This window comes from Shewanella sp. Koi 1, from assembly GCF_052907445.1.
This window is the reverse complement of the sequence record NZ_JBREJM010000001.1, coordinates 4,255,444-4,279,337: the sequence shown is the minus strand read 5'-3', so window position 1 is coordinate 4,279,337 and position 23,894 is coordinate 4,255,444. Positions and strand designations below refer to the sequence as shown.

The window sequence follows — 23,894 nt, the reverse complement described above, 5'->3', positions numbered from 1 at the left end:
CCTTTTTGTTACTGAGTAATAGGCCTTAAGCTTTTGCCGTCGGCAAGCGAGGTTTGCTTCGCACCAGTAAGTGCGCGCCAAGGTAACAAGAAGTCAGCACAAAACTGGCGGCTAAGTAGAGCAGTAGGCCATGTTCGATATGATTAAAGCGACTCGCTGCAACCGGGCCGATAACCGAACCGACGGAATAACTGAGCAGCATAATCTGAGTTGCTGACACAATTTGGCTGCTAGGTAGATGATCACAGGCCAGACTGATGGCGATAGGGTAGAGGGCAAAGGCGCAGGCGCCCAGCAACACAAAGCCTAACCAGAGTCCAACGAGGGATTTCTGTGTCAGTAAAAAGAGTGCCGCTGCGCCAATTAAGCTGAAGGCGGCCATTAATACACTCTTCTGGAAGCGTGGAGATAAATAGCTCACTAAGGGCTGGACAATCATGCCACCCATAATGATCAGCGCCATAAATTGCCCCGTCTGCTGGGCAAATCCCATGTCCTGCGACACATAAACAGGCAATAGGCCGTAAATAGGGCCGAGCAATAATCCCGAGACTAAACAACCGACCACGGCGGGTTTACTCAGGTTTTTAAGATCCGAGAGGGCAATCGAGTGTTGCTCGCTCGATTGTGGTTGACCGCGTTTGACTAAGAGTGCGGGTAAACTGGCGGCGGCCAGTAAACCTATCACGACTAAATAGGGAAGGTTGCCCGTGGTACCTAAGTAATCGACCGCGAGTTGTCCGATTGCCGTGCCGCCGTAGAGGGCGGTCATGTACAGGCCTAGCCGTTTGGCCCGTTGTTTTTGGGTGTCGGCCATCAGCAACCAAGATTCGACGACCACGAAAATCCCTGCCACCGCAACACCAGCAACGAGTCGCGAAGCGAGCCAGATACCGCCCTGTGGCAGCAGTACCATAACCACAACGCTGCACAATAAGATATTGAGAAATAAAATAAAGGCTTTGCTGTGGCCAATACGTGCCACGATTGGCGCGATGCAAGGTGCGCCCAGCAATAAGCCTAGGTAGAAAATACTCGCGAGCCATGGTGCGAGATCGGGGCTGAGCTCAAAGTAACTGAGTGACAGCGGGATCAAACTCATCAAATAGCCCGAGGCGAGGGCAAATAGGCTTAAGCCAGCAACAGGCACAAACAGCCCTGGCTTTTGAGTCGATTGAGTTAATGCACTATTTTCCACAAGCGGTACCAAAATGGACAAATTATTAGCGGGAGGTGAGATTACGGGCGCGACTTTAGGCCGAATTTTGTGCAGGGTAAAGTGAGTTAGATTGACTGAGATGGTGAATAATATTTGTGTTTATTATTCATATAGATAATGAGCTTTAAATGTTACAAACTTGCGATTTTGTTGTGCGTTTTTTCGGCGTTGAATGAACGGTTATTAAACATGTCGGGTAATTATACTTGAGTGCTGTTAAACATCACTACACGATTTCTCCCCGCCAGTTTTGCCTGATACAGCGCCTTATCCGCGCGGCGCAGCAGGGATTCTGGCGCCTCATCTAATGCGCTCATCGCGGTAAAGCCGATACTGACACTGACGCTGAGCTGTACATCATCATAGTCCATGGCGGCCTTGGCAATGGCTTCCCTGATATCGTTAAAAAACTGCACTGCATCATACCCTGTTTGCTCGAGGAAGATTATCGCAAATTCCTCACCGCCGATCCGAAAGAATTTACCTGGACTCGTCATCAGGGTTTCGGTAATCGCGACAATCCGCTGTAACACATAGTCCCCTGCGGTATGGCCAAATTGGTCATTGAGCATCTTAAAATGATCTATGTCCATCAAAGCAAAGTAAAAGGCTTGTCCCTGTTCATGGAACACCGCGATGGCTTGTTGGATTTTTTGGGTAAACACCCGTCGATTGGCCGCGCCTGTTAAATGATCCGTTGAGGCAAGGTATTCGAGTTCTTTCAGTTGCAGACGCAGGCTGATGTTCAGGCTAATCCAATTGGCTAAGCACTGTAATTCTAAAGCGTGTACATCGGTGTAGTAGTTGGATTGGTGGTGGGCGACATTTAGGGTGCCTAAACAAATATCCCCATAGAGTAATGGCGCGTTCATGCAGGAATTCATGCCGTGTTGCGCCAGCATGATGCCATCCAAGGTGGTGGAGTTTGTCAGATCATCGCAAATCAGTACCGTCTTTGCAGTGAAGACGCGCCCAACAAAGGTGTTAGTAATAGGGACTCTAAAATCGAGTGGGATTGCCTTGTCGCCACTGATGGAATAGATTTTTAGGTAGTCGGCATCGTCCTTTAAGGTGATGCTGACTCGTTGTGCATCAAAGAGTTGATAGATCCATTGGGAAACCGTATCGAGCACTTCTTGGAGTGAGGTCGCCACGGTAAGTGCCTGCACAAATTCCACGGGGAAGCTAATCTGATGTTCCTTGGCACTATCAGATAAACTCAAGGGGTTAAAATATCTGTCCATCGCTATCCCCTCCCTTAAACGCCTTTGGTCATTTAAAGCAACATTTTAAATGCCTAAATAAGGTTCTAGCTGCAATATAGAGTGAGTTTGCACGCTCTGCAATCTTTGTTGGTTTTAGGTTAAAGAATCTCTTGCTTGCATTCAAGCTGACACAACTGGGTAGCGTCATTCGAAGGGCGTGATAGTTTGAAAATTGGCGTCATCTCGGGGCTCTGACGGTTGTTGTTCGGTGAGCCGTCAAATTGAGTGGTTGTTTAAATGTGAATAAATTGGAAAATATGCGGCGATTGTCTTTTGCGGAATCTTTAGTAGTAAAAGTGTAAATGATTTAGATATTTTGGTTTTAACTGCTGTTTTTAAGATTAAATTCAGCCTTTATCACTTGGTTAAAAACTAAAGTTTGACGCGTGTCACAGTTTTAAACATTTATTCAATTACAGCTTTGGCATACTTTTGCGGTATTTTTGTGCGTTTGAAAATTTTGCACATAAGTTCAGATCAAAAACAGGTGATTTTTATCTCGAAAATGGCATTTTTGCGCCTTTTGTCAGCAGTGTTTGTGGTTGCTTAGTGGCAAAAGTACAAAATAAACTGCTTTGCCAAGTGTGACCTATGCCCTAAATTTGCCTAAAAAAATAATGGTATGAAGGTTGTCACCATGTCCTTAGAGCAATCAACGTCGGTTCCCCCCAATCATTCGCCCGCGAATGCCGGGCTTGAAAAGAAAAAAATGCTGATCTTAGTGGCGGATATTCTGCTGCTATTCGCGCTGTATTACGGTTTACCCTTTGACCAAGGGGTCAATACAGGGCTGGCTATCTTAGTGTTCGCCGCCATCTTGTGGTTAAGCGAAGCGATTCACATCAGTATCACGGCGATTTTAGTGCCGATTTTGGCGGTATTCTTTGGAGTGTTTGAAACCAAAGAAGCCATGAGTAACTTTGCTAATCCCATTATCTATCTGTTTTTCGGTGGCTTTGTATTAGCCGCGGCGCTGCACCATCAAAAGATCGATACTTTGATCGCGCAAAAATTATTGCTGGCCTCCAAGGGTAAACTCAGTATTGCCTGTTTAATGCTGTTTGGCGTGACGGCGTTGCTGTCTATGTGGATCAGTAACACAGCAACCACGGCGATGATGTTGCCACTCGCGCTGGGGATTTTGCAGCAGCTCGATCGCAAGATGTACCACAGCACTTATGTGTTCTTACTGCTTGGGATTGCCTATTCCGCCAACATTGGTGGCATTGGTACCTTAGTCGGCAGCCCGCCAAACGCGATTGCCGCGGCGCAGGTCGGCCTAAGCTTTAGCGACTGGCTGAAGTTTGGCATTCCTACGGTGATCTTGATGTTGCCTATGATGCTTTTGGCGCTCTACTGGTACTTTAAACCGGATCTATCAGCGCAATGTAAGTTGGATGTTGAAGAACAAAAACTGACTTTCCAAGGCAAACTCACCTTAGTTATCTTCCTCGCGACGGTTTGTTGCTGGATTTTCAGTGTGCCGCTGGCAAAAGCGCTCGGTGGGATCACGCAATTTGATACCGTCGTCGCCCTTGGCACTGTAGTGTTGCTGGCGGGACTTGGGCTCGTCGGCTGGAAGAAGATCGAATCGACCACAGATTGGGGCGTATTGATCCTGTTCGGTGGTGGTTTAACCTTGAGTGCCGTGCTCAAAAGTACCGGTACCAGCGTGTTCCTCGCGCACTGGATGACGGATATTTTTGGTAGCACCCATATGTCGCTGTTCGTGTTCGCGGTAATCGCTTTCGTGGTGATGCTGACCGAGTTTGCCAGTAATACCGCGAGTGCCGCGCTGTTAGTGCCAGTATTTGCGGCGATTGCCGAAGCATTAGGGGTATCGCCAGTGATGCTCTCAGTGCTGATTGGTATTGCGGCTTCCTGCGCCTTTATGTTGCCTGTGGCGACGCCGCCTAACGCCATTGTTTACGGCTCTGGCCATATTAAGCAGTCGGAAATGGTGCGAGTGGGCATGATAGTTAACTTCCTCAGCATGATAGTGCTGGGCATTATTGCCCACACCTTCTGGGAAGTGTAAACACGCCTGATTCATCCAAATAAAATACCCAGCTAGGCTGGGTATTTTTATGGGCGAAACTATAGATTCTAGCAATAACTCTGCAGCCATTGGTCGAGCGCCGACTTGGGTAAGGCGCCTGCTTGCTGGGCGATAACATGTCCCTGTTTGAATATCATTAGCGTAGGGATAGAGCGGATCCCAAATTGCGCCGCCAACGCCTGTTGCTCCTCGGTATTAATCTTGCCGAAACGAAATTGTGGTTCCCATGCTTTTGCTGCCGCCGAAAAGGTGGGCGCAAAGCTTTTGCAGGGGCCGCACCAGCTCGCCCAAAAATCGACAACGATTGGCAACTCTGACTTGTGAGCATGATTGATAAAATTGGCGCTCGTGAGCTCAATGGGCGCCGCCGCAAACAGATTCTGTTTACATTTGCCGCAGGTAGGCTGCTCAGTTAACCGCTCTTGGGGCACGCGGTTTAAGGTGTCACAGTGGGGGCAGGCGATAATCATGGAATGGCTCCTTAGCTCAATGCATGCTGTAGATATGGGGACGCCGTGGCAAATTTAAAGGGAGGTAAAGGCGTATCGAAACCTGTACCACAAAATGGATGAGCCGCGCCGACAAGCTCGGTTGGCGATGTTAGAATAGACACTTTGATGAATCACTTGTATGTAAGTGAAGACTAAGAGATTAATTAAATGACTGAGTTAGAAGTTGTCGATCTGGTTATCGGCGAAGGAAAAGAGGCCGTAAAAGGTGCGTTGATCACTACTCAATACCGCGGTTTTTTGCAGGACGGCACTCAGTTTGATTCCTCCTATGACCGTGGTCAGGCATTTCAATGCGTGATTGGCACTGGCCGAGTGATTAAAGGTTGGGATCAAGGACTGATGGGCATGAAGGTTGGCGGTAAACGCAAGTTATTCGTACCTGCACATTTAGCCTACGGCGAGCGTCAAATTGGTGCCCATATCAAGCCTAATTCGGATCTCACCTTTGAGATTGAATTGCTTGAAGTGCTCACCCGCGATTAAGCGTCAGCTTGATGGAGTCAGCATCTGGCTGACTCCTTTGTATGGCTTGTCAGCCCCCCTTGGCTTTATCCTTTTTACTATGTCCCTTCGGCTTTAACTGTTTTACACTGGACGAAAATCCCCCAACCTAACAACAGAGACTTTTCGTGGTAGCGGATTCTGCAGCACAAATAAAGCAACTTCAGGCCGAAATCGCCGAGCTTAAACGTGAAAATGCGCGGTTAACGGCGCTCAATAATCGCGCCGAAGAAAAACTCTTTGCCGCCCTCGATGGCAATGGCTTGTGTTTGTGGGAGCAGCATGTTCCCAGTGGCAATCTCACCCTGTTCAATGTGAAGTGGGGCGAACTGCTCGGCTTTAGCCGCGAGGAGCTTCGCGCCCATGTCGACAGCTGGAAAAGCAAACTTCATCCAGAGGATAAAGACTGGGTAATCAAAGCCTTTGAAGATCATGTGAATGGCAAGACCGATTATTATCAGGTCGTACATCGCATGCTGCACAAAGATGGCAGCATCACTTGGGTGTCGGATCGTGGCCGCATTGTTGAGCGTCTACCCGATGGCACGCCGCTGCGGATGATGGGCAGCCATATCGATATCACTCAAGAAAAGCGCTACGAGCTGGATTTAGCTCGGTTAGCCCATAGCGATCCTCTCACCAACCTGATGAATCGCCAAGCCATCACCACTGCCTTCGATGAACTATTGCAACCTGGCCAGCGCGGGGCGTTATTCTTTATCGATCTTGATGGTTTTAAAGCCTTAAATGATCACCATGGCCACAAGTTTGGCGATAACTTATTGGTGCATGTGGCGCATTCCTTAGTGGAACATTCGGGCGCACAGGCGAAGATCGCGCGGCTCGGTGGGGACGAGTTTGTGATTGTCCTGCCCACTTCGGATATCGAAGCCTTAGGCATGCTCGCGCAATCCTTGTTGGATGTTTATCGACAACGTTTCTTACTCGATGGTTGCGAGGTGGCGATTAGCCTGAGTATTGGTATCGATATTTTTGAGTACGGTGATCGTTTTGCTCAAAGCTGCGATCGCGCCGATGCCGCTATGTATCGTATTAAACACCAAGGGAAAAACGGCTACAGTTTCTCTCGGAATGAGAGCGCTATTGACCGTTAATCGGCGGCAGATGCGCCTAGCTTGCGCGTCTTTATAAAGTGATATTTCACAGCTGACAGCCCCACACCTCAACGGCAGCATCTTGTTTGTTCGGCTGGCCAATCCAATGACTCATAGCTTGGCACTGCGTCTCCCCCGAAGCCTGAGTGAAGCACAGCTCAAAATCCCCTGCCTCGGGTGTGCGCCCTAGGCGTAATCTCGGCAGCACGGGCAACTTAGGTTGATAATGCCAACTGCCATTGCTAAATACCGCATCATCGGGGATTTCCATTCCCGCGCCCGTGCCTTTGATTCTGGCCTCAGTGAGTTGTAATCCTTGAGTGGTGACTTGATAGTCTTCTTCCCAGCGGATTTTTTCTATGCTGTGGTTCCACGCCAGAGTGAACTGCTCTGTGGGCACTTGCGCCCACAGAGTGCCCGCTAGGCCTAAACATAGACCTAGCATCTTATTGCCTTACCTTTGCATACACTCAAAACCTTACCCCTGCTCGGCAAGACGTTTCAGTTTGCGCGCTCTAAGGCTGTGCTGCACGATAAAGAGTAGCGCCAGTCCAAAGCCGATTTCATCACTGAGCGGTGTCGCAAGGATTAAACTGGCTCCGGCGAGGAAGCCGATAACCCGTTCCCACCAATAGAGTTTTTGCAGTAAGAAACCGGTAAAGATCACGCCCCAGATACCAATGCCCACGGTGGCTTTTAACATCACAAAGCCGATGGCAAGCCAGCTATCGCTTTGTAGCATAAGCGCCGGATCGTAAACCGCCATAAAGGGGATCACAAAGCCAGCGATAGCGATGCGAATCGCCCATAGACTGATCTTCAGCCCCGATTCTTTTGCGATTGGCGCGGCGGCAAAGCAGGCCAAGGCGACGGGAGGCGTGAGGTCGGCCATAATCCCGAAGTAAAACACAAACATATGGGAGACGATCAGCGGCACACCTAAGTCCAGTAGGGCGGGGGCGGCAATCGAGCTGGTAATAATGTAGTTAGGGATACTCGGGATGCCCATGCCCAACACCATGCAGGTGAGCATAGTTAACACCAGCGAGAGGAAGAGGTTATCTTGACCCACGGCGAGGATGTAACTGGCGAAGGTTGAGGCAATCCCCGTCAGCGAGACAATACCGATAATCACCCCAACTAGGGCGCAGGCAATCCCCACGGGCACCGCATGGCGAGCACCATCGACTAAAGCGTGCAGGCAGATGGTCAGGGTATCTTTGCCCCCTTTGATAAACCAGCAGACAGCGACGAGTAAGGCGATGACCCCAAAGACGACGGCGATACCCATCTGGAAGAAACCAGCACACAACACCCCAAGGGCAATCCAAAAGGCAAAGCGCATCGCATTAGAAGGTAGGCGCAGCACAATCGCAGAGCCTAAGATCACTATCGAAGTCAGTGCTAGACCGACCATGCCGGAGAACAGCGGCGTACGTCCCGAAAACAGCAAGTAAATCAAAATAAACAGTGGGATAAGCAGATACCAGCGCTCCTTCACTGCCGCCCAAGGATCGGGACATTGGTCCTTAGGTAAACCGCAGAGATTGGCGCGTTTAGCCTCCAGATGCACCATCCAGAACACTGAGCTGAAATACAATAACGCGGGGATTAACGCCGCTTTGGCGATTTCAATAAACGGTACGTTAATGGTTTCGGCCATGATAAAGGCCACCGCGCCCATGATGGGCGGCATAATTTGGCTGCCCATGCTGGAAGTGGCTTCTACACCGCCGGCAAAGGCGGGGCGGTAGCCGAAGCGCTTCATCAAGGGAATGGTAAATTGCCCCGTGGTCACCACGTTGGCAACGCCCGAGCCTGTGATTGTGCCCATCATTGCCGAAGAAACCACGGCCACTTTCGCCGGGCCGCCGAGTTTATGGCCGAATAAGCCCATGGCAAAATCGGTAAACAGACGGATCATCCCCGCTTGCTCTAAAAAGGCACCAAAGAGAATAAATAGGAAGATATAGGTGGCCGACACATAGGTTGGTGTGCCGTAGAGCCCTTCGGTACCGAAGGATAACTGATTGATAATTTGGTCAACGCCATAGCCACGGTGCATTAAGTCACCGGGGAGATATTGGCCGAATAAGCCGTAGGCCAAGAAAATACAGCAGATAATCGGCAGTGCCCAGCCCATCACCCGCCGTGCGGCTTCAAACACTAAGACAATCAACACCACACCAATCACCATATCGGCATCGGTGAGTTCACCGGAACGCTGGATCAAGTCGGCCTCAAAAAACCATTGATAGGCGGCCGTTGCCATGCCCGCAAGGCCAAGTACCCAGGCTAAGGGTTGCCATGGGCGAGACTTGCCCACCGCCGGATAACTTAAAAATACGATTAACAGTAAAAAGCCTACATGGGTTGCCCGCAAAACTTGGGTCGATACGGGATGAAAGGCGGCGGTAATGATTTGAAAAATAGAGAAAAGTAGCGCGGTGTAAAACAGCGCCTTGGGCCAGTCACTGGTCTTAGCGCCTAGTCCTTGTTCGGAATCGCTCATATTTATGCCTCACAGCATTAGACTACAGAGGGCGACGCAGCACTTGAGTGACGCTATCACTCAAGTGCTTAGGTGAAAAATGGGTCGCACAGATTGAGGTTACACCCTTAGAGTGCGCCAACTTCTTTGAAATAACGCTCAGCACCTGGGTGCAGTGGCGCAGGCAGATTTTTGGTTGCCTTGTCTAATTGAATGGCTTTCGCCGCTGAGTGGGCGTTGCCGAGACGGTCTAAATGCTCAAACATCAGTTTAGTCATCTGATAGGCTAAATCGTCAGACACACCGGCTTGAGTCACAAAGAGGTTTTGAATCGCAACCGTAGAGACATCGGCGGTTTGGCCTTCGTAGGTGGCTGCTGGGATCACCCCATGTTGATAGGCTGGGTTATTGATTTTGCCGATCACATCTTCGGGAATTTCCACAAAGTTGATTGGCATAGTCGCGGCTAAATCGCGGATAGCTGCCATACCTAAGCCCGAAGATTGTAAGGTCGCATCTAACTGACGGTTCTTAATCAGCTCGACCGATTCGGCATAGGGTAAAAATTCCACTTTGCCCATGTCTTCGTAGCTTAAACCCGCGGCTTTAAAAATGGCACGCGCGTTGAGTTCAGTGCCCGACTTAGGCGCACCGACAGAAATACGCTTGCCTTTCAAATCGGCTAAGGTTTTGATGCCAGATTCCTTATTGGCCACAATTTGAATGTAGTTAGGGTAAGCGGCTGCGAGCACGCGCACCTTATCTAATGGCTTTTTAAAGCCTGCATCGGCATCGCCTTGATAGGCTGCTGCCACCGAATCGCCTAAGGCTAAGGCCAACTCACCACGGCCCGCTTGCAGCAAGTTGAGGTTTTCAACCGAGGCTTTAGTGGCTTGCACTGAGGTTTTGGCGCCTTCAATGCCTGAGCCATAGAGCTGCGACAGTGCCACACCAATGGGGTAATACACGCCACTGGTGCCGCCAGTTAAGATATTGATAAAGGCAGGTGCGGCCGCCATTGAGGCTGCGCTGAGTGAGAGCGTTAATGCTGCGCCAACGGCGATAAAACGTTTGTTGATTTTCATGCTGAAATATCCTTATTTTTTATTGTGTTATATAGGGTAAGGTAAATCGGACTGTTTGATTGCTACTTTAGTATCACTACTTATATACCCAAATCTGCTCAAAATACAGGCTTTGTCACGAGTTTATATGCAGTCTAAATCGTGATTTATTAGGCGTATAACCAATATTCCAATAGGGCTAACGAGCGTCGGGTGCTGTGATGGCTAAAATGGAATAAGCTGATAAATCGGTAACTTAGCTGCGATTGTGGTTATGGGTGATCTAGGTAAATAAAACCTTAGCAAAAGACTCAAGCAATGTGCATGTTGCTTTAGTCTAGGTGACATTTTCAGTTTAGGGCTTAGGCTAATTAAATCATTACCTTATTGATAACTTAATCTGTGTTGTTTGCGGGATTAATAACCAACAACCGAGAGCGAGCCAATAAAAAGGGCTAACCGTAGTTAACCCTTAATTGTCGATATTGGAGGCGCACCCTAAAGTGCCACAATATTATTTAACGTTATCGAGGAGACCTTTAGACGCGTTTTTGGCGTGTTTTGCGGCACGTTTTTCCTTCATCGTCATTAACGGCTTTTTCTTGGCCTCTTTGCGATTTTTTTGCTCTTTACTCATAGTTAACTCCATGTACTTTCAGTGGTTGTTCATCAGGCTAATCATGTAAGCCATTTGCGTAAAACCCGTTCCATGATGTCCTGATTAAAGCGAAACGATTAAACTCGAATTACACCATTTTTAAATCACAACTATTTAAAACTATTGGTAAATTACTTGAATTTATTTGCCTCTCTGAGCGGTACTCGCAAAATAATCTTATCACCTAAATCCTAACTAAGATCCACTCACTACTTAGAATAATTCACGCTAATGGTAGTGCCAATGTGTATATAAAATATGCGGTTTAGTGCACGGTTTTAGCCCTGCGCCATTACCTGCGGGTCGACTTGCCGAGTATGCCGCCGAGTAGTCCGCGCAATATTTGTTTGCCGAGTTGATTACCCACGGTTCGCGCCGCTTGTTTGGAGAGGGTTTCGGCCAATCCTTGGCGGCGTTTATTGCCAAAGATCAGTTCGCTAAACCAGCCTTGATCTGCTTCTTGAGCGGTGGGCGTATTCGCGGTTTTGGTGCTAGCGGCGCCATTGGCCGCTTCGGCGTGCCGCTGATTGAGTCGCTCGTAGGCGGACTCTCGGTTGATTAAAGTGTCGTACTTGCCGCCAATGGGACTCTTGGCTCGAATGGCATTTAACTCCTCCGCACTTGCTGGCCCCATGCGACAGCGGGGCGGTGCAATCAGGGCGCGTTCCACCATAGTGGGCACACCTTTCTCGGCGAGTGTCGAGACTAAAGCTTCGCCCACGGCGAGTTGTGAAATCACCTCGCTGACCACCAATTTAGGGTTGGGCACAAAGGTCTCTGCCGCGGTTTTAACGGCTTTTTGATCCCTAGGGGTGTACGCCCTGAGGGCATGTTGAATCCGATTACCGAGCTGACCTAAGATCTCGTTGGGAATATCGTCAGGAAACTGCGAGCAAAAATACACCCCGACGCCCTTGGAGCGGATAAGCCGCATAATCTGCTCTATGCGTTTAAGCAAACTTGCTGGGCAGCCTTCAAACAATAAGTGCGCCTCATCGATAAAGAAGACTAACTTGGGTTTATCGAGATCGCCGACTTCGGGTAGGTTTTCAAAGAGTTCTGATAGCAGCCAGAGTAAGAAGCTGGAATAGAGGTTTGGGGTCAGGATTAACTTATTGGCGGCTAACAGGTTGATAATGCCGCGCCCTTGTAAGTTAGTGCGCATCAAGTCTTCGAGTTGTAGCGCTGGCTCGCCGAAAAAGTCTTTGCCGCCATCGCGCTCCAAGCCGAGGACCGAGCGTTGAATGGCGGCGAGGGACTGGGCGCTGATAAGCCCATATTTGGCGGAGATATCTTTGCGCTCATCGGCGACTAAGTTGAGCATAGCGCGAAGATCGTCGAGATCGAGTAACAATAAACCTTGGTCGTCAGCCAGTTGAAACACTATGTCTAAAATACTGCTTTGGGTGTCATTGAGTTCGAGAATGCGCCCGAGTAGGGTCGGCCCCATCTCGCTCACGGTTGTGCGTAAGGGGTGTCCTTGCTCTCCTGCCAAATCCCAGAAAACCACCGGATTGGCCTCGGTTTGATATTCCTCAATCCCGATTTCGGCGGCCCGTTGGAAGAGTTTGTCGTTTGGTGTGCCCGCGACGCCAAGCCCAGAAATATCGCCTTTAATGTCGGTGATAAATACCGGCACACCTTGGCGAGAGAAGCCTTCGGCGAGGGTCATCAGCGAAACGGTTTTCCCCGTCCCAGTGGCGCCTGCGATCAGTCCGTGGCGGTTGGCATATTTAAGATTTAAGTGAACCCGTTGCTCACCTTTACCTAAGAGTAGAGTATTCAAGCGCAGTCCTTGTCTTAATTAGCCCCGTGATGAACCAATGGGGCGTCGGTCATGGGTGGATAAAAAAACATCACTCAGTGTTTGCCTTTCGTGGATCTGTGTCAATATCGTTGAGCACATAATCGATACAGCTCAAGTAAAGCTTGCCAATGTTAACTTGGTTAAGTGTAGCTATTTTGTTGAAGAGCCGAAGATGAAAACCCCTTTGATTATGTTAGTCTTGTCCGCATCACTGTTGACCTCCGCCTGTGCCGAGTTAGCCTGTTCTGCCCGGACGGATGTCGACCCCTATGAGCCCATGCTAGATAAACAGCGCTGCGTGGCCGAGGCGGATAAACAGTTGGCAGCCCATGAGAAAGCCAAAAAGGCTGCTGAGGAACAACAGCTTAAAGAAGCTGTCGACAAAGCGATTCAACAACGTCAATAGAAAGGATTGGTATGAAGGGAGCGGGAGGAACACAGGGCGGTATTGGCCAATTTTTTATTGGGCTTGCCATGATGTGTGCAGGATTTTATCTGTTATTCAATGCGATACAGGTAAGTTCCAGTTTTGGACTGGGCTATGGACTCTACCGCATGAATGCCTTTGGACAGGGATTTTCTATCACCACAGGTATGGTGATGCTACCGTTTATCCTCGGGATAGTGATGGTGTTTTTTGATGCCAAGACTAAGCTCGGTTGGCTGCTTACCTTAGGCTCCTTAGTCGCCTTAATTGCCGGGGTAATAAGCTCGATTCAGTTTCACTTTAGGGCCATGTCGGCCTTCGATTTGATCGTGATTTTAGTGTTAGCCTTTGGTGGGCTCGGGCTGTTTTTGCGCTCGTTAAAAGCGGCGCCCGCCGAGCAGAATGATCCCAAATAACGGCTACACTGAAATCTAGTTCCCATACCCATAGCCTAGGAAATCCAATGCGTTGGCGTGACAGTGACCGCAGCTCCAATATCGAAGACAGACGTGACCAACAGATGGCGTCGGCGGGCGTGCCCAGCGCGCTCCTGCTGCGCTTGCTGCCTTTTCTACTTCGCACCAAAATCGGCCGAGTGATATTGCTGTTGGGCGGATTGTATTTTGCGTTTCAGTATTTTACTGGCGGATTGTCCCTAGACCCGAGCAATCAAGCGGGGTTCAGCCAATCACAATCGGCCAGCAATACAGCCGCTCAAGATGAAAATGCCCAGTTTGTGGCGGCGATCCTCGGCACCACCGAAACCGTCTGGAATCAATTACTGCAGGGGCGATATGTCGAGCCCAAACTGGTGCTTTATCGCAATATGACCTCAACTGGATGCGGTATGGGACAGGCGCAATCTGGGCCTTTCTATTGCCCCGCTGATAGCAAAGTTTATATCGACTTGAGTTTTCTCGAGGAGCTGAAAAAACTTGGGGCGCCGGGGGATTTCGCCTTCGCCTATGTGATTGCCCACGAGGTGGGTCACCATGTGCAGAACCTACTCGGTACCAGTACTAAAGTGCGTCAGGCGCAGCAAGCCGCTGGTAAGGCGCAGGCCAATCAACTGAGTGTTGCCCTCGAATTGCAAGCCGACTGTTATGCTGGCGTGTGGGGGCATTATGTCGACAGGCAGCTCAATCTGCTCGAAGCCGGGGATGTAGAAGAGGGCATCGCTGCTGCGAGTGCCGTGGGGGACGATCGCTTGCAAAAAATGGCTGGCCGAGCCGTACAACCCGAAGCCTTTACCCATGGCAGTTCGGCTGACAGGGTAAAATGGTTTAAGACGGGTTTTGCCTCAGGCAAGCTTGCCAGCTGCAATACCTTTAACCACAACTCGTGATAACACAGCCTTAGCGTGGGATTGAAACATGGCATTTGAAGATAGGTTTCGGCTCAGTAGCCATGGGGTGATCACTAACGATGCGGGCCAAGTGTTACTTCTTAAGGCTAATTACGGCAATTGTGCCTGGGGCCTACCCGGCGGCGCCTTAGAGCCCGGCGAAACGATTCACGAAGCGCTGCTGCGCGAATGCCAAGAGGAATTGGGGCTGGCGGTGAACGTCCACTACCTAAGCGGTGTGTATTATCACAGTGCCTATCAATCCCAAGCCTTTATCTTTCGTTGTGAGTTTGCATCTGCCGATGCGGTGATTCGCTTAAGCCATGAACACTCAGAGTTTGCCTTCCATGATATCGACACCCTTAGCGCGGTTCAGCAGCAAAGAGTTAAAGATTGTCTTAATTTCAACGGTGTTGTGGTGAGTGCAAAGTTTTAAGGCTTTGTCAGTAAGCTTGGACTGCTAATCGGCTTGATTGCTTTTAAAAGCAAAGTCAAAGTCGTGGGGCTTCACCCCACACCCGACCAAGGAGGACTGCTCGTCCTATCCTCCTTGGATGCTCCAAGACGCCCCTAACGGAGTTGAAAGCCCCTTGGGCATTAAGCGTTCTTATGCTATCGCGTCAGACGCTCGTCCCTGATTCGACTGACGCTATCTCGGCATCCATGCCTCGCTCACGCAACGAACGCAAATGCCCTGCGGCAACTCCGAGGGGATGGTGTATTCCTTTGATTGTTGAGCTGTCTGTTGGTCACTAAAAGCATTGAAGAGTTGTGTATTTCCTGTTTCACCATCTTATGTGTTTTAGATCTATAGATTATGTTTTCTGAAAATGATTTGTTGTTTAGATTGTGGAATTACGAAGTTTACTCCTTGGGAGCGAATATTGTTATAGTTTGAGACTATTCTAGAAAATGATTCATGATATATACTTGGAATTTCTGAATTTTTATATAACCAGCCATTTATATATCTGCTCATAAAGCCAGCTATAAGATCAGCGATTTGTATACCCACATTCGACTTGGAATCTAAAAAGTCTAAATTTGCCTTTTTTGTAAAATTATAATCAGAGTTAAATACTGGAGGGCCATTATAAGATGTTGTTTTTTGTTCAATGATATTTTTAGAGTATAAAATTATGCTTTCGAATTCATTTTGTAAATCATGATGGATATTTACTTCATTCATATTCTTATTGTGAAGTTGATTTAGCCTAGCTAGAATGTTAAAGACAGAATGTACGTGGGGTAATATATTAATTTTCTGACCAGTTTTTGTTTTCTCGGGAATAGGTGAAAACTTCTCTATAGCAACGGTCTCGCCATATTCTTCTTTGGTTTTAAAATAGCCATCAATGGTTAAATTTATCGATTTTACCGTTAATTCTGCAAAATCTAATTCAGGTACTTTTTGAGAAAAAAAGTCTCGTGTTACCTCCAAAGCAGCTATGATGCTAGTCTCGGATGGCTGATTGCAAGCTGAAAAAAAAGCCAAGAAACACTCGTTGGGTAAGTGATGTGTTATGTAGTCAGCGATACCATTTCTTATCAATTGTGCTATCCCATTTGACTCATCAGCCATGAGAGGGATGATATAGTAATTAACAATATGTGCTGCAAGGCAATATTTTTTATCAACAAGCTCAACTAGTATTGGATACTGTTTGTCATTTAAGTAAGTAAAGATGTCAGAGAACAGTTCTGGGCACTGAAAATAAAGTGTTGATGATTTTAATTCAACATCAGAAATAGAATGTTTAATTTTTATGTTGTTAATGTCACTTTTTGTTTTTTCTACATCAAGTATGCCGACACAAGCTAAAGTGAAAATTGGCTGATTGCCAAAATTGAGATCTAATTTTTTATTAATGAGATCACCAGAATTTCCACTTTCATCAAGATAATAATGATAATTCATGCCTATCCTTACACATAAAGTCTTAGTATTTATGCGCAGCGCTATTTGCAGGGCATAAATCGCTTGTTGGACTTGGTCGCTGCCACATCCATGTAAATTGGTATAAATGATGCTATAGGAATTTGCTTTTTTGCGGTAGCGGTTTTTTATACAGTTTGATGGATAATTACTTGATATCGTTTCAGCTTTCTCATTCTTTTCTGGCTGGCAAAGAAACGCAAAGGTTAATGGGATTAAGCACTGTCATGGAAGTGACCGTTGACGGCATGGATGCCGTCGTCGAGCCTATAGGGACATATTCACGGCGTGTCACTGGAATGAAAGTGCTTAATCATTATTTACAGCTTTTGAAATCACAAAAGGTTCAGGTGGTTATAGAAAATAAATCAGCCCATATAGGTCGATTTCTCGCGGTTCGATAGGTAATTGCGTTCTTCGCTAGATTTCGTAGTTTTTAGAATAAAAAATGCCGGACTACGGAAGAACATAGCCCGACAAAGGGAAGATAGCGTTAGCTATAGGGCGGCTGGGGTTAACTCGACTAACCAAAGCGATTGGTTATTACTGGTATCGGTTAAGCTCACTAAGGCGCGTTGATTACCTTGGCAAGATTTGCCTAACAAAGGACTGATAGTCATCGTCTGACTGCCACTAAAGGCAAAGTGCAGTGTGCCAGCGGTCGTCATATAAAAATCGCTGTTCACTTGGGCATTGCTGGTGACTTCGTTCAGACTGATGTCGCCAATCACATCCCCCATATCATTCTCGGACACATTCTGCACCAGCATGTTGTAACGTGCGCCGCATTGGCCATTGGCGAACTCAGTGGTGCAGCGGTTTTGTGTGTCCGTGGCAAAGGTTAAGTCGAATTGCAGCAGGCGATTGACGGTGGCGTCGTAGCTAAAGCCTTCGATGTCCCGTACCGAGGTGATGCGTCCAAGGCTGGTACCCGCGGCGGCAGAAGGTTTATCGACCAACTCAGTCACAAAACTGCCGACCTTATCTAAGGTAAAAGTACCGCCATCTGGGCCATTTTCAGTTGCCATCATCTCGCCCCATTGGCTGGTGCTGATGGATGAAAACTGATGGGCGTCAGCCGACTGGGCATCATAGAGACCATTAGGGCCGTCGGACTCGACACTGGCGGTAAACTTATAGCCACTGGCATCTTTGACGTAATGACCGAACTCCCCCGATTGCGCTTGGGGGGATTGTCCCTCATAGCTGTCGGAATTGGCGGTATGCACAATGGCATAGGCTTGATTGGGCAGGAAAGTTACAAAGCTGTCGTTCTCGGTTTCTGGGTCATACACATGCCAAGTGCCGATTAACGCATCGCTAGCATCTTCGATACGTGTAAGCGTGATATTGCTTGCACCATTATCCGTGAGGGTCAGCTTGAGGGTAGTTAAACTGACCTCTGCCTTATTGACGATACTGCTGCCATCGTACAGGCCGCCGGAGCCGTCAGATTGGCCGATAAGACTGACACTGAAGCTGCCTGTCACACTGTCCCAAGTGTAATTACCGTATTCGACTGAGGCCGCCGCTTGGCCACCATCACCAGAATTTTCGTGGATCAATAGGTAACGGCTATGGTCGATAAAGGTCAGAATATTGCTTTGGCCCTCTCCCTCCGACAGCAGCCAGCTACCCAGCAACAGATTACGATTCGAATTATCAAAATGGCTTAGGGCCTGGGCTTCACCGATAAGACTCAAACCCGAGCCGAGGCTGGCAAAGGCGGTGTTGAGTTGGGAATCAAAATCGGTACTGCTGATATCCAGTACGGTATTGGCGAGCAGATCATGGTGTGAGCTTTTGATCTGAATGCCATTTTCGACATCGCAATCCTGATCTAGGGTTTGCAGCAATTGCAGGATATTTACCTTTGTGACCTCATTGCCTGCTGCAATTTCGGTGGGAGTGACGAGTGCGCTGGCAGCTGTGCTGGGAAACTGAATCGCGCCGACCGAAAAGGTAACTTGTTCCCCCTGTAAGTATTGAAACTCGCCAATATCGCTGGTGGTGCCATCGGTTTGGCTGTCGGTTTGATAATGGATCCCGGCTACTGGGCTGTCCCTAAAGATCCCGGTTAATTCGGCATTAGCATTGGTTTCACAGGTGACGAGGGCTGTTTCGGCATTGCTTTGGCTTAAGGTGCCGCTGCCATTGGTGACGGTACAGGTTTGTGCCGTTGGCTGCGTATTAACGGTAATGGCAAAGCTAACGCCTTCATTCTGCATATTCGAAAATGCAAAGGCCTTATCTGTGCCATCACTTTGAACAGAAAGCGTTTCTACTGTCTGGCCATTGGTTTGTAGGGTGAGTTTTAGGGTGTTGGTTAGCCCTTTTACTGTCCCTTTAATGGCAAACTGCTGGGATTCAATGGGGCTAGGATCTTCATCGTCATCATCACTGCCGCCACAGGCGCCGAGCGTGAGACCTAAGAGAATGGGAACCGTAAGTCGATAGATTGGCTTCATTATGTAAATTCCTTTTAGGCTACTGAGCAAATATCAGCAACAACTCGCTATCCCACATAGCGGGATGGTCGTTAGTCATCTTGGGGCACGGGCGATAGCGATCGGCAGAAAGGGTCAGGTGCTGAACCCTGAACAAGATATAAATCCTCGGGAGGGATTTTGTCTTTGAAACTTATTGAATGTTTTTGAAAATGAACAATATCAATAGATTGAAGCAAAATTTGCTGAGGTCGAGCGCGGCTTTACTCCACGCCTGCGTCGGCATAACGGATGAGTGGCATCAAGTGTTGATATAAGTCTTCGGCTTCGACGGCGATGTCCTGCGCGCCATGTTCTTGGGCTTTTTGCCTTAGCGCCTCGGAGGGCATGATGGTGTAGAGGTAAATGGGCGTGTTAATGCCGCGCTCGCGGATTGCCTGCATCAGCTTCAGACCGGCGAGGGGATCGGTACCCCGGCCCATGTCGGTAATAATGGCATCGTAACTATACAAACTCAGCAGTGTGAGTGCATCGCTGCTGGTTTTGGTGGTGTAAACCCCAATCTTTTTTTGCTCTAAAAACTGGCGCTCGGCCTGATTATTTTCTGGGTGATCATCGACCCACAATATGCGTGCTTTTACGTTTTGCGGCTCGGCCAACACTAATTGGCCGTTGCGTTCAGCCTGATTGTGATAGAGCAGGGCAAGCACTGCGCTCGACAATATACCAATCAAGACTAATCCCGGCAGGGTGAAGTAGGGCTTTTTTTGCGCGGGTTGAAGTGTATTCGAGTTGGCTGCGCTGGTGGCGTTATCTGTTATTGCGAGTGAGTGGTCTTGAGCGGCAAAACTGTTAGCGACGGCATCGGAGCGAATAATGGCGGCGATATCGGGGGAGAGCCGATACCCTCGGCCATGCAAGGTTTGAATTATGGGTACCTTAAGGCCCTCCGCCTCGAATAATTTGCGGGTATCTGAGATTAATCTTGCGACGGACCAACTACTCACCACAGTATTGGGCCAAATATGTTCGAGCAAGCAGGCCTGATCGCAATGGGCGGGATAGGCGTCGATTAGCTTTGCGAGTAACAGGATAACGCGCTCGTCGCAGTGGAGCCTTTGGTTGTTGCAGAACAAGGTTCGGTTCTGGGTATCCAACACAAAAGCGTTAAAACAATAATGCATTCAGGTCCCTTGGCATCGAGTCATACTTTAGTTGTTAATAAATTGTATCAATCAATTCAAGCCAAACTTGGCCTTTGAGTCAAATGAATTGTCTGTGATTGAGCTCAAACTCGTGGCATGCCTTGGGCGCTTCTTCTGTTATACTGCCCCCTCGATTTTTTGGAGGCGAGAATGGACGTATCTTCTTTACTAGACGGCCTGAATGATAAACAGCGCGAGGCTGTCGCAGCACCGCAATCCAGCATGTTAGTGCTTGCGGGCGCAGGCAGTGGCAAAACGCGAGTATTAACCCACCGTATCGCGTGGTTAATGCAGGTCGAACAGCAGAGCCCTTACTCAATCTTAGCCGTGACGTTTACCAATAAAGCCGCGGCCGAGATGCGTGAGCGGGTGGAGAAAGTCGCTGGCACCAATATGGGGCGGATGTGGATTGGTACTTTCCACGGGCTGGCGCATCGTCTGTTACGCACTCACTTTCAAGATGCGGGATTACCGCAAAGCTTCCAAATTCTCGATTCAGACGATCAGGTGCGCTTGCTGAAACGCATTCTTAAAAGTTTGAATCTGGATGAAAAACAATATCCTCCCCGTCAGGCGCAGGCCTATATCAATGGCAAGAAAGATCAAGGATTACGGCCCAAGCATATTGATGCGGGTGGTTTTCCGATTGAGCAAAACCTGCTGAAGATTTATCAGGTTTATCAAGAGTCTTGCGACCGCGCGGGCTTAGTCGACTTTGCCGAAATCCTGCTGCGTGCCCACGAGTTATGGCTCAATAAACCGCATCTGCTTGCGCATTATCAGGAGCGTTTTAAGCATATTCTGGTGGACGAGTTCCAAGATACCAACGCCATCCAATATGCGTGGATCCGTGTGTTGGCCGGCCAAACTGCCAACGTGATGATAGTGGGTGACGACGACCAATCTATTTACGGTTGGCGCGGCGCTCAGGTTGAAAACCTGCACCGTTTCCTGCGGGATTTTCCGACGGCGACTACGATTCGCCTCGAGCAAAATTATCGCTCCAAGGGCAATATTTTGAAGGCGTCAAACGCCCTTATCGCCAATAACCCCGAGCGTTTAGGCAAAGAGTTGTGGACCGACGAAGCCGATGGTGAGCCGATTTCCCTCTACTGCGCCTTTAACGAAATGGACGAGGCGCGCTTTATTGTCGGCCGTATCAATGATTGGTACGAAAAAGGCGGCAATTTAAGTGACTGCGCGATTTTATATCGCTCAAACGCTCAATCGCGAGTGCTCGAAGAAGCCTTATTACACAAAGGCTTAGCCTATCGTATATACGGTGGCCTGCGCTTCTTCGAACGCCAAGAGATTAAAGATGCTATGGGTTATATGCGTCTTATCAGCAATAAAAATGACGATGCCGCCTTCGAGCGGGTGGTCAATACGCCGCCTCGTGGCATTGGCGATCGCACCTTAGATATTCTGCGTTCGACCGCCCGTCAGCAGGAACTCACCCTGTGGCAGGCTTGTTTACGTTTGCTGGATGAAAAAGTGCTCGCTGGCCGCGCCGCCTCTGCGGTACGTGGCTTTATGGATCTTATCGTCACCCTGCAGGAAGAAACTCAGGATATGGCGTTGTACCGGATGACGGACACAGTGATCCAAGCCTCTGGCCTTAAGGCCATGTACGAGGCGGAGAAAGGCGAAAAGGCCCACGCCCGTATCGAAAACTTAGAGGAACTCGTCACTGCGGCGCGTACCTTCGAAATGCCGGAAGAGCTTGAGGATATGGGCGAGCTGAATGCCTTCTTATCCCATGCGGCCCTAGAGGCGGGCGAAGGTCAGGCCGATGCCTTTACCGATGCCGTACAGTTGATGACACTGCACTCGGCCAAGGGGCTTGAGTTTACCATGGTGTTTATGGCGGGCGTCGAGGAGGGGATTTTCCCGAGTAAGATGGCGCTCGAAGAGGGCGACAGACTCGATGAGGAACGCCGCCTCTGTTACGTGGGCATGACCCGAGCGATGGAAAAACTCTATATCACCTATGCTGAATCCCGCCGTATTTATGGCCGCGAAGATTATGCCCGTCCATCGCGCTTTATTAAGGAAATTCCGCCGCAATATGTGGACGAAATTCGCTTAAAGGCGCAGGTGTCAACGCCGATGGCGAATAATCGCTTCAGTGCGCAAAAGTCGGCGGTCGCCAACGATACTGGCTTTAGCGTCGGCCAAAGAGTGCATCATCCAAAATTTGGTGACGGTAAAGTGACTAACTTTGAGGGCAGTGGCGCGCAGGCGCGAGTGCAGGTGAATTTTAGTGATTTTGGCAGTAAGTGGCTGGTGGTCGCCTACGCGCGTTTAGAGGCGCGTTGATTGACGCCAATGTCATGATTTTGTGACAGCTTGAGTCTGCACAAATTCGCTTAAAAGGTGGCTAGGGTATATGATGCTTAGCCTAGCAACCGAGATAAAAAATTAGGTTTGGGAGTAGCTAGTTAATGAATCTAAAGCAGAAGTGGGACGTGTATTCCCGCCTGACTCGACTCGACCGTCCTATCGGCACCTTGTTATTGCTCTGGCCCTGTTTAATGGCGCTGGTGTTAGCTGCGGGTGGAATGCCCGATATTAAAGTGTTGATTATCTTTATTATCGGTGTGGTGATCATGCGCGCCTGTGGCTGCATTATTAACGACTATGCCGACCGCGACCTCGATTCCCACGTTGAACGCACTAAATCCCGTCCCCTCGCCAGTGGCGAAATCAGCACCAAAGAAGCGCTATTGCTGTTTGTGATCTTAGGTCTGGCCGCTTTTGGTTTAGTCTTACTGCTCAATGGGTTAGTGGTTAAGCTCTCTGTTGTCGGCATTATCCTCACCATTATCTACCCCTTTACTAAGCGGGTAACGAACATGCCGCAGATGTTTTTGGGCGTGGTGTGGAGCTGGTCGATTCCCATGGCTTATGCGGCGCAAACCGGTGAAGTGCCCATCGAAGCTTGGTGGTTATTTGCCGCCAATTGGTTCTGGACTGTGGCCTACGACACTATGTACGCCATGGTCGATAGGGATGATGATTTAAAAGTCGGTATCAAATCGACCGCCATTCTGTTTGGCCAATACGACCGTCAAATCATTGGGTTATTTCAATTTGCCGCGCTGCTGTGTTTTATCGCCGCGGGTTGGAGTGCCGACCGTGGTCTGCTCTATGGTCTAGGACTATTTACCTTTGTTGGTTTTAGCACTTACCAACAGATGTTGATTTTTGGCCGCGAGAGAGCTCCTTGCTTTAAAGCCTTCCTCAACAATAACTGGGCGGGATTAGCACTGTTTGTTGGTTTAGGCGCCGATTACCTGTTTTAAGTTTCCCTCTCCGTTTGTATGAGTGCTATCAGGCGTGTCGTCTGATAGCCGCTCAAAACTCATTAAAAGCCTGCTCAACGCTCAACTCATTGACTCGATACGCTATTCATCTGCGACGGCAGACTTGTCGAATCTAAGTTTCAGAAGCTTTATCCTCAGAAGCTTCGGCCTCAGAAGCATGAGTCTCAGCACATTGGTAAGCATTCCCCATCATAGTCACTGAGCCTAAAAACTTAAGCGGTTGATAGAGATAAACCGTATCGGCGCCGAGTGCATGGCTTTTGATGCGTAGCTCGTTGAGTGTGCCCCACACCATATCCCTATCACTGTGCAACCAATAGTCATAGAAATGTCCCTGTGAGCCAATGACGGTGCCTTTATAGGTACAGTTTTCGATGGCGACAGAGTTTTCCCATAATATTTTAACCTGTGCCGATTCTGGCGTGGGAAAGGTGACACACGCCGTTAAATTTAAACCGATTAATAACAGCAACATTGCACGAAAGATCATTTATTGAGTGCTCGCATTCACTATTTC

The 23,894-nt window shown here is 48.8% G+C and carries 21 protein-coding genes; 9 read left to right on the top strand and 12 right to left on the bottom strand.

Annotation, left to right across the window (positions count from 1 at the left end; translation table 11 throughout):
• Nucleotides 1-25: 25 nt before the first annotated feature.
• Both ACUZ8J_RS18880 and ACUZ8J_RS18875 read right to left on the bottom strand, forming a co-directional pair.
• Nucleotides 26-1,198 (bottom strand): MFS transporter, encoded by a 1,173-nt coding sequence (locus ACUZ8J_RS18880; RefSeq protein ID WP_446694629.1) that lies wholly within the window; start codon nucleotides 1,196-1,198, stop codon nucleotides 26-28.
• A 221-nt stretch (nucleotides 1,199-1,419) separates the two neighbouring features.
• Nucleotides 1,420-2,463 (bottom strand): sensor domain-containing diguanylate cyclase, encoded by a 1,044-nt coding sequence (locus ACUZ8J_RS18875; protein WP_446694628.1) that lies wholly within the window; start codon nucleotides 2,461-2,463, stop codon nucleotides 1,420-1,422.
• Between the two features lie 658 nt (nucleotides 2,464-3,121).
• On the opposite strand from ACUZ8J_RS18875, the gene ACUZ8J_RS18870 reads away from it, so the two are divergent.
• A complete protein-coding gene (locus ACUZ8J_RS18870; protein WP_109286831.1) occupies nucleotides 3,122-4,522 on the top strand; it encodes a DASS family sodium-coupled anion symporter in 1,401 nt (466 codons plus the stop codon).
• Between the two features lie 68 nt (nucleotides 4,523-4,590).
• On the opposite strand, the gene trxC is transcribed toward ACUZ8J_RS18870, so the two are convergent.
• Nucleotides 4,591-5,013: a thioredoxin TrxC gene (gene trxC, locus ACUZ8J_RS18865; RefSeq protein ID WP_086903809.1), complete on the bottom strand. Its 423-nt coding sequence runs from the start codon at nucleotides 5,011-5,013 to the stop codon at nucleotides 4,591-4,593.
• A gap of 189 nt (nucleotides 5,014-5,202) precedes the next feature.
• Here trxC and ACUZ8J_RS18860 point away from each other — a divergent pair, with 189 nt between their 5' ends.
• Nucleotides 5,203-5,538, top strand: coding sequence for an FKBP-type peptidyl-prolyl cis-trans isomerase (locus ACUZ8J_RS18860; RefSeq protein WP_011621259.1), 336 nt, complete (start codon nucleotides 5,203-5,205; stop codon nucleotides 5,536-5,538).
• 146 nt (nucleotides 5,539-5,684) lie between these two features.
• A complete protein-coding gene (locus ACUZ8J_RS18855) occupies nucleotides 5,685-6,671 on the top strand; it encodes a diguanylate cyclase domain-containing protein (protein ID WP_446694627.1) in 987 nt (328 codons plus the stop codon).
• 46 nt (nucleotides 6,672-6,717) lie between these two features.
• On the opposite strand, the gene ACUZ8J_RS18850 is transcribed toward ACUZ8J_RS18855, so the two are convergent.
• The 5 genes from ACUZ8J_RS18850 to ACUZ8J_RS18830 form a co-directional block, all read right to left on the bottom strand.
• Nucleotides 6,718-7,116: a DUF1850 domain-containing protein gene (locus ACUZ8J_RS18850; protein ID WP_446694626.1), complete on the bottom strand. Its 399-nt coding sequence runs from the start codon at nucleotides 7,114-7,116 to the stop codon at nucleotides 6,718-6,720.
• Between the two features lie 33 nt (nucleotides 7,117-7,149).
• On the bottom strand, nucleotides 7,150-9,183 hold the full coding sequence (locus ACUZ8J_RS18845) for a TRAP transporter permease (RefSeq protein ID WP_011627360.1): 2,034 nt from the start codon (nucleotides 9,181-9,183) through the stop codon (nucleotides 7,150-7,152).
• Nucleotides 9,184-9,290: 107 nt separating this feature from the next.
• Nucleotides 9,291-10,247, bottom strand: coding sequence for a TAXI family TRAP transporter solute-binding subunit (locus ACUZ8J_RS18840; protein ID WP_011627359.1), 957 nt, complete (start codon nucleotides 10,245-10,247; stop codon nucleotides 9,291-9,293).
• Nucleotides 10,248-10,740: 493 nt separating this feature from the next.
• Entirely contained in the window at nucleotides 10,741-10,863 is a 123-nt protein-coding gene (locus tag ACUZ8J_RS18835; RefSeq protein WP_039978852.1) for a hypothetical protein, read from the bottom strand.
• A 313-nt stretch (nucleotides 10,864-11,176) separates the two neighbouring features.
• Complete coding sequence (locus ACUZ8J_RS18830; RefSeq protein ID WP_446694625.1) at nucleotides 11,177-12,670, bottom strand: helicase HerA-like domain-containing protein; 1,494 nt, start codon at nucleotides 12,668-12,670, stop codon at nucleotides 11,177-11,179.
• 193 nt (nucleotides 12,671-12,863) lie between these two features.
• Between ACUZ8J_RS18830 and ACUZ8J_RS18825 the strand changes: the two genes are divergently transcribed.
• From ACUZ8J_RS18825 to ACUZ8J_RS18810, 4 genes are read left to right on the top strand one after another with little or no spacing between them, the layout of a single operon-like run.
• Nucleotides 12,864-13,097 (top strand): hypothetical protein, encoded by a 234-nt coding sequence (locus ACUZ8J_RS18825; protein WP_088211882.1) that lies wholly within the window; start codon nucleotides 12,864-12,866, stop codon nucleotides 13,095-13,097.
• An 11-nt stretch (nucleotides 13,098-13,108) separates the two neighbouring features.
• Complete coding sequence (locus ACUZ8J_RS18820; protein WP_446694624.1) at nucleotides 13,109-13,534, top strand: hypothetical protein; 426 nt, start codon at nucleotides 13,109-13,111, stop codon at nucleotides 13,532-13,534.
• A gap of 47 nt (nucleotides 13,535-13,581) precedes the next feature.
• Nucleotides 13,582-14,463, top strand: coding sequence for a KPN_02809 family neutral zinc metallopeptidase (gene ypfJ / locus ACUZ8J_RS18815; RefSeq protein ID WP_446694623.1), 882 nt, complete (start codon nucleotides 13,582-13,584; stop codon nucleotides 14,461-14,463).
• Nucleotides 14,464-14,491: 28 nt separating this feature from the next.
• A complete protein-coding gene (locus ACUZ8J_RS18810) occupies nucleotides 14,492-14,899 on the top strand; it encodes an NUDIX hydrolase (protein ID WP_086903816.1) in 408 nt (135 codons plus the stop codon).
• Nucleotides 14,900-15,271: 372 nt separating this feature from the next.
• On the opposite strand, the gene ACUZ8J_RS18805 is transcribed toward ACUZ8J_RS18810, so the two are convergent.
• The 3 genes from ACUZ8J_RS18805 to ACUZ8J_RS18795 all read right to left on the bottom strand — a co-directional run bounded on the left by ACUZ8J_RS18805 (nucleotide 15,272) and on the right by ACUZ8J_RS18795 (nucleotide 20,030).
• Entirely contained in the window at nucleotides 15,272-16,381 is a 1,110-nt protein-coding gene (locus ACUZ8J_RS18805; protein ID WP_446694622.1) for a DUF3800 domain-containing protein, read from the bottom strand.
• A gap of 515 nt (nucleotides 16,382-16,896) precedes the next feature.
• A complete protein-coding gene (locus ACUZ8J_RS18800) occupies nucleotides 16,897-18,867 on the bottom strand; it encodes a hypothetical protein (protein ID WP_446694621.1) in 1,971 nt (656 codons plus the stop codon).
• A gap of 242 nt (nucleotides 18,868-19,109) precedes the next feature.
• A complete protein-coding gene (locus ACUZ8J_RS18795; protein ID WP_446694620.1) occupies nucleotides 19,110-20,030 on the bottom strand; it encodes a response regulator in 921 nt (306 codons plus the stop codon).
• A gap of 171 nt (nucleotides 20,031-20,201) precedes the next feature.
• On the opposite strand from ACUZ8J_RS18795, the gene uvrD reads away from it, so the two are divergent.
• Together uvrD and ubiA are read left to right on the top strand one after the other, a co-directional pair.
• A complete protein-coding gene (gene uvrD, locus ACUZ8J_RS18790) occupies nucleotides 20,202-22,370 on the top strand; it encodes a DNA helicase II (protein ID WP_011715677.1) in 2,169 nt (722 codons plus the stop codon).
• A gap of 125 nt (nucleotides 22,371-22,495) precedes the next feature.
• Nucleotides 22,496-23,356 carry a 4-hydroxybenzoate octaprenyltransferase gene (ubiA, locus tag ACUZ8J_RS18785; RefSeq protein WP_446694619.1) on the top strand — a complete coding sequence of 287 codons (861 nt, stop codon included), beginning with the start codon at nucleotides 22,496-22,498 and terminating at the stop codon, nucleotides 23,354-23,356.
• Nucleotides 23,357-23,489: 133 nt separating this feature from the next.
• Here the strand turns inward: ubiA and ACUZ8J_RS18780 are convergent, their stop codons facing one another.
• Complete coding sequence (locus tag ACUZ8J_RS18780; RefSeq protein ID WP_446694618.1) at nucleotides 23,490-23,867, bottom strand: DUF4156 domain-containing protein; 378 nt, start codon at nucleotides 23,865-23,867, stop codon at nucleotides 23,490-23,492.
• Nucleotides 23,868-23,894 lie beyond the last annotated feature (27 nt).

What these genes read in the sequence shown, in the direction of transcription:
- ACUZ8J_RS18875 (WP_446694628.1), bottom strand. Translation starts at nt 2,463, where the DNA reads ATGGACAGATATTTTAACCCCTTGAGTTTATCTGATAGTGCCAAGGAA.
- ACUZ8J_RS18870 (WP_109286831.1), top strand. Translation starts at nt 3,122, where the DNA reads ATGTCCTTAGAGCAATCAACGTCGGTTCCCCCCAATCATTCGCCCGCG.
- trxC (WP_086903809.1), bottom strand. Translation starts at nt 5,013, where the DNA reads ATGATTATCGCCTGCCCCCACTGTGACACCTTAAACCGCGTGCCCCAA.
- ACUZ8J_RS18860 (WP_011621259.1), top strand. Translation starts at nt 5,203, where the DNA reads ATGACTGAGTTAGAAGTTGTCGATCTGGTTATCGGCGAAGGAAAAGAG.
- ACUZ8J_RS18850 (WP_446694626.1), bottom strand. Translation starts at nt 7,116, where the DNA reads ATGCTAGGTCTATGTTTAGGCCTAGCGGGCACTCTGTGGGCGCAAGTG.
- ACUZ8J_RS18845 (WP_011627360.1), bottom strand. Translation starts at nt 9,183, where the DNA reads ATGAGCGATTCCGAACAAGGACTAGGCGCTAAGACCAGTGACTGGCCC.
- ACUZ8J_RS18840 (WP_011627359.1), bottom strand. Translation starts at nt 10,247, where the DNA reads ATGAAAATCAACAAACGTTTTATCGCCGTTGGCGCAGCATTAACGCTC.
- ACUZ8J_RS18835 (WP_039978852.1), bottom strand. Translation starts at nt 10,863, where the DNA reads ATGAGTAAAGAGCAAAAAAATCGCAAAGAGGCCAAGAAAAAGCCGTTA.
- ACUZ8J_RS18825 (WP_088211882.1), top strand. Translation starts at nt 12,864, where the DNA reads ATGAAAACCCCTTTGATTATGTTAGTCTTGTCCGCATCACTGTTGACC.
- ACUZ8J_RS18820 (WP_446694624.1), top strand. Translation starts at nt 13,109, where the DNA reads ATGAAGGGAGCGGGAGGAACACAGGGCGGTATTGGCCAATTTTTTATT.
- ypfJ (WP_446694623.1), top strand. Translation starts at nt 13,582, where the DNA reads ATGCGTTGGCGTGACAGTGACCGCAGCTCCAATATCGAAGACAGACGT.
- ACUZ8J_RS18810 (WP_086903816.1), top strand. Translation starts at nt 14,492, where the DNA reads ATGGCATTTGAAGATAGGTTTCGGCTCAGTAGCCATGGGGTGATCACT.
- ACUZ8J_RS18805 (WP_446694622.1), bottom strand. Translation starts at nt 16,381, where the DNA reads ATGAATTATCATTATTATCTTGATGAAAGTGGAAATTCTGGTGATCTC.
- ACUZ8J_RS18800 (WP_446694621.1), bottom strand. Translation starts at nt 18,867, where the DNA reads ATGAAGCCAATCTATCGACTTACGGTTCCCATTCTCTTAGGTCTCACG.
- ACUZ8J_RS18795 (WP_446694620.1), bottom strand. Translation starts at nt 20,030, where the DNA reads ATGCATTATTGTTTTAACGCTTTTGTGTTGGATACCCAGAACCGAACC.
- uvrD (WP_011715677.1), top strand. Translation starts at nt 20,202, where the DNA reads ATGGACGTATCTTCTTTACTAGACGGCCTGAATGATAAACAGCGCGAG.
- ubiA (WP_446694619.1), top strand. Translation starts at nt 22,496, where the DNA reads ATGAATCTAAAGCAGAAGTGGGACGTGTATTCCCGCCTGACTCGACTC.
- ACUZ8J_RS18780 (WP_446694618.1), bottom strand. Translation starts at nt 23,867, where the DNA reads ATGATCTTTCGTGCAATGTTGCTGTTATTAATCGGTTTAAATTTAACG.